The sequence below is a fragment of the Prosthecobacter sp. genome (genome assembly GCF_029946185.1).
Taxonomy (GTDB): Bacteria; Verrucomicrobiota; Verrucomicrobiia; order Verrucomicrobiales; family Verrucomicrobiaceae; genus Prosthecobacter.
In genome coordinates, this window is the sequence record NZ_JAQSEA010000087.1 from 1 (window position 1) to 5,106 (window position 5,106).

The window sequence follows — 5,106 nt, forward strand, 5'->3', positions numbered from 1 at the left end:
GTCAATGATAACGGAAATGAATATACAAGGGTCAGCCGAGCCTCAGCGAGGCGACATGGGTGCCGCAGACAAATCCGGGCAGCATACCCCGTGCTTTCGCTGCACGCCGTGCTCCCCCTGCAGAGTCCTCCTCGTCATCCCGCTGCATCCGTGTGCTTCCAAGAACCCACAATTCACACAATACCCTCAGGCCATCTGCGCCTCCTCATTGCACGATAGCGAATAGACTCGTTTTCAATCAATCACGGTATGAGCACAAAAAAGCGCGGACCGTTTCCAGTCCGCGCTCTTCGTAACTTTTTGACAATCTTGACGGCTCCGCCGCCTTGACTGCCTTGACCACTCTTACGAGTAGCTCGCCTGCTGGCCCTTGATGTCGCGCTTCTTGATCCACGGCATCAGGCTGCGGAGACGTGCACCGGTCTTCTCGATCGGGTGCTTCTCGCCGTCCTTGAGCAGCTTGTCGAACTTCTTGTAGCCCGTCTTCGTCTCGCGGATCCACTCCTTGGCAAACTTGCCGGACTGAATGTCCTTGAGGGCTTCCTTCATCCGCTTCTTCACCGACTTGTCGATGATTTTCGGACCGACCTTCACGTCGCCCCACTTGGCGGTTTCGGAGATCGAGAAACGCATGCCAGCGATGCCGGACTCGTTCATCAGATCGACGATCAGCTTCAATTCGTGCAAGCACTCGAAGTAGGCCATCTCAGGAGCGTAGCCAGCTTCCACCAGCACTTCAAAGCCAGCCTGCACCAGCGCGCTTGCGCCACCGCAAAGCACGGTCTGCTCGCCGAAGAGATCCGTTTCGGTTTCTTCCTTGAAAGTCGTTTCGAGGACACCACCACGGGTGCCGCCGATGCCGTGCGCCCAGGCAAGAGCGATCTTCTTCGCCTGCTTGTCAGCGTTCTGATAGATGGCGATCAGCGCCGGGACGCCTTTGCCTTCCGTGTATTGACGGCGCACGATGTGGCCCGGGCCTTTCGGCGCGACCATGATCACGTTCACGTCCGTAGGAACAGTGATCGTCTTGAAGTGAATGGCGAAGCCGTGGCTGAACAGCAGGGTCTTGCCCTTCGTCAGATGTGGCTTGATGTCCTTGTCGAAAACATCAGCGATTTTCGTGTCCGGCACAGCGACGAAGATCACGTCAGCTTTCTTCACGGCTTCTGCGGTGTCATAGACCTTGAGGCCCTTTTCTTCAGCCACTGCACGGCTCTTGCTGCCTGGGTAGAGGCCGATGATCACATTGACGCCGCTCTCTTTGAGGTTCAGGGCGTGGGCATGGCCTTGGGAGCCGAAGCCGATCACAGCACAGGTCTTGCCTTTGAGCGGTGCAAGGCTGGCGTCTTTTTCAGTATAGATTTTCGCGGGCATATTAGTTCTGGTTTGAAGGGCGGCGACAGTGCTTCAATGGGGGGGCGGGGTCAACCGGGTTTTTCCCACCCCCTCAAGCCTGTCATTGACCACCTCTAGGCATTGAGTAGTCTTCTCGCCTCCAATATGATGAAACCCACCACCGCACTGCTTTGCGCCGCGCTTACGGCTGCAACCCTCACCCCCGCTCAGGAAGTCAAACCCGCACAGCCGGCTGAAACTCCCGCTGCCCCCGCCCTACCCATGGACAAAGTCAGCTACTTCATCGGAAAAAATGTCGGTGCTTCCATCCAGCGTCAGCAGGAGAAGATTGACCTCAAAGAATTCGCCGAAGGCATCAAGGACGCTCTCACCTCCAAGAAAAGCTCCAGCTACTCCATGGGCACCGGCCTCGGCCAGCAGTTCGCCAGCGAAGGCATCCCGATTGACATCGACAAGCTGATTGCCGGCATCACCCAGACCGTGGAGCCCGGCTCTGGCAAGCCCGCCTACACCGAAGAAGAACTCACTGCGGCCATGGCCTCCTTCGAGATCTTCATGAAAGCCAAGGCTGAAGCCAACATGACCCCGGAACAGCGGGCTGAGCAGGCCGCCGCGAAGCAAAAAATGGAAGCCGGCAAGGAAGAGGGCGTCAAATTTCTCGCCACCAACGGCAAGCGCAAAGAAGTCACCACCACCAAGAGCGGCCTCCAGTATGAAGTCCTCAAGGCAGGCACCGGACCCAAGCCCGCCATCACAGACACCGTCAGCGTTCACTACCACGGCACCCTCGTGAACGGAACCGTCTTCGACAGCTCCGTCGAGCGCGGCATGCCAGCCTCCTTCGGTCTACAGGAAGTCATCAAAGGCTGGACCGAAGCCCTCCAGCTCATGCCCGTCGGCTCCAAGTGGAAGCTCGTCATCCCCTCCGCCCTCGCCTATGGCGACGCCGGCAGCCCAAGCGGCGGCATTGGCCCAGGCGTCCCCCTCGTCTTCGAAGTCGAACTCCTTGGCATCGTGAAGTAATCGCTCACTTCACCATCAAATCATTCAGGGCAGGTCTTCGGACCTGCCCTTTTTCATGGCCCAAAACTCATTCTCACCTGATACCATCTTCCGCCACTTCCCTCCGCCATACACCAGCTCCAACGGAGCTGCGTAATACAGCCTGGGGTGCCGAGTTCTAGCGCTGACCTTTACCCACAAGTCAGCTTTGCTCACTGCGCGATGTCATGGAGAGCATGCTTATCACAGACTGACCTCTTCGCCTTGAAGGCCAGCATATCCCGGACTCACCTTCTTCGCCTTGAAGGCCAACGGCCTTCTGCACCATAGCGAAGGGTTGCCGAGCCTTAGCGAAGCTACCCTGGTACCCGGTGCAAACAAATCCGGAAAGCAAATCCAGCGCTTTCGCCGCACACCGCGCACTCCAGCAGCGTCTCACCGCCACCTCGCAGCAGCCATGCGCCCTCAAGCACCCACGATTCAAACAAGGATCACATGCATCTCTCACACCGGTCAATAGCCCAGTACTTTGTGGGTAAAGCTCAGGCTCTAGCGAGTGCTCCCCTGGGTTCCACGCATCATGACCGGAAAGCAAACCCAGCACTCCGCCACATGCCACGACCTCCAGTAGCGTCCTCAATGAGCCCCGCCGCAGATCTGCAGCGCTCAGACAGAATCCACAACTCGAAGCCTGCAATCAACGTCCTTAACTGCGTGCCATTCAAGTCTCTGATCATTTGCGATGTCCACTCCGTTTTGATCCCTGCTATTCACCTCACTATGTCCCCCTCCCCACATCCGCCCCCAGCACCCTCGGCACGGCTCCTCTCCCTCGATGCCCTCCGTGGTTTCGACATGTGCTGGATCCTCGGCCTCGCAACACTAACCGAACAGATTCTAAAGAGCGCCTTCCCCACATCCCCCATCGTCTCTACCATCGCACTCCAGTTCGATCACGCAGACTGGGCAGGCTTCCGCTTCTTCGATCTCATCTTCCCCCTCTTCCTCTTTCTCGCAGGCGTCTCCCTCGCCATCGCGACTCCCCGGCGCATGGCACGGGACGGCCGCAGCGCCACCATCCGTCACCTCCTCGCCCGCGCGGCCATCCTAGTGACACTCGGCATCATCTACTCCGGCGGCGTCAAGAACGGCTGGGATCAAATCCGCTGGCTCGGCGTCCTCCAGCGCATCGGCATCGCTTCAGCAGCCGCAGGCTTGCTCTCATTGGAGCTGCGCGCACGCGGATTGACCATCGCCGCAGCCACCCTCCTCATCGGCTACTTTCTCCTGCTGCGCTTCGTCCCCGTACCCGGCGTCGGCACAGGCAACTATGCCGAAGGCATGAACCTCACCAACCACCTCGACAGCATCTGGCTCCCAGGCCGCAAGTACGACGGCGACCACGACCCCGAAGGCCTCCTCAGCACCCTCCCCGCCATCGCCACCGCACTCCTCGGCCTTCTGGCAGGAAAATGGCTCACAGGCTCTGCATCCCCTCTCCGCAAAGCGGCCGGCCTCATCGCCGCAGGCCTCCTCATGCTAGTCCTCGGCTGGGCTTGGCATCCATACTTCCCCGTCATCAAAAAACTCTGGACCTCCAGCTTCGTCCTCGTCGCCGCCGGTTGGAGCGCCCTCCTTCTCGCACTCTTCTACAGCATCGTCGATGTCCTCGGTTGGCGTCGCGGCCTCTCCCCCTTCCTCTGGGTAGGCGCCAATCCCATCGCTCTCTATCTATTCTCAGGCTTCGGCTTCTTTCGCCTCATCACCGAAAGACTCGTCACCACACCCCCACCGCCTTACGACTGGCTCCCCGCCGCCATGACCTTCGCCCTCATGCTAGCCACCGCCCAATGGCTGCACCGCCGCCAGATTTTCCTAAAGGTCTGATATAGCGTTTTCCAAAACTGATTTCCGGATAGCGGCGCATGGCCACGCGCCTGCCCAGCGCACTAGGGCTGGCTGTCCTCAGCCAGCCGTCGTCGACCTGTCCTTCGTAGCACGACGCAGGAGAGCGAAGAAGGAAGCCCATGATCTGGGATAAGAAACAGCCCGCTAAACGGAAATGAGTTTTGCGAACCGCTATACCACGCACCGCTGAAAAGGGTCTGAATCCATAGCGCTTAGCAAGGGCCTTTTGCGTTCCTTCGTCGCTTCGTCCCGCCACACACCAGCCCTGAATGGGCTGCGTAGTCCAGCCCAGGGATGCCAGCTCGTCCTCCGTAGCTTGAGCGAAGGAGGAAGCTTTAGCGAGTGCTTCCCTGGGTCCCCCCACCCACAATCCGGAAAGCAAATCCAGCCTGCCCTTCGTAGCACGGAGTGCGAAGATGGGGCGCTCCGCCGCATCCCACGCCCACCAGCAGCGTCTGCAACCAGCCCCGCCACACCTTGGCTCCGCCATCACATGACGCTCTCCCCGAGAAGATTCTCAGCACGAGAAAACAGACCCGTTTTCAACGCATCATGGTCTGAGACTTTCACGAAATCGCCATTTTGCTGCGCCGCGATAAGCCCAGCGCATCCTTGCGCGAAAGCTGAATGTAGGATGGGTGTGGCGACAGCCCGCCCGTCTGTGAACGCGAGGCAATCACCACGACTCGACATTCCCCAAAGTCGGGAGGTGTAGCGAAGCACTCTCACTCGGCTACCCGCAAACAATTCTAAGGATATAGCGATTCGCAAAACTCATTTCCGAGATGGCGGGTATGAGGAGGTCATACCACGATCCATTGAAACCAGGTCTGTTTCTCT

General features: G+C 58.9%; 3 protein-coding genes. 2 read left to right on the forward strand and 1 reads right to left on the reverse strand.

Annotated elements, in window-relative coordinates:
* Positions 1-345 precede the first annotated feature (345 nt).
* Complete coding sequence (gene ilvC, locus PSV43_RS06875; RefSeq protein ID WP_300194872.1) at positions 346-1,374, reverse strand: ketol-acid reductoisomerase; 1,029 nt, start codon at positions 1,372-1,374, stop codon at positions 346-348.
* Positions 1,375-1,500: 126 nt separating this feature from the next.
* On the opposite strand from ilvC, the gene PSV43_RS06880 reads away from it, so the two are divergent.
* Positions 1,501-2,379 (forward strand): FKBP-type peptidyl-prolyl cis-trans isomerase, encoded by an 879-nt coding sequence (locus PSV43_RS06880; RefSeq protein WP_300194874.1) that lies wholly within the window; start codon positions 1,501-1,503, stop codon positions 2,377-2,379.
* A 759-nt stretch (positions 2,380-3,138) separates the two neighbouring features.
* Positions 3,139-4,245, forward strand: a complete 1,107-nt coding sequence (locus PSV43_RS06885) for a hypothetical protein (protein ID WP_300194876.1) — start codon at positions 3,139-3,141, stop codon at positions 4,243-4,245.
* Positions 4,246-5,106 lie beyond the last annotated feature (861 nt).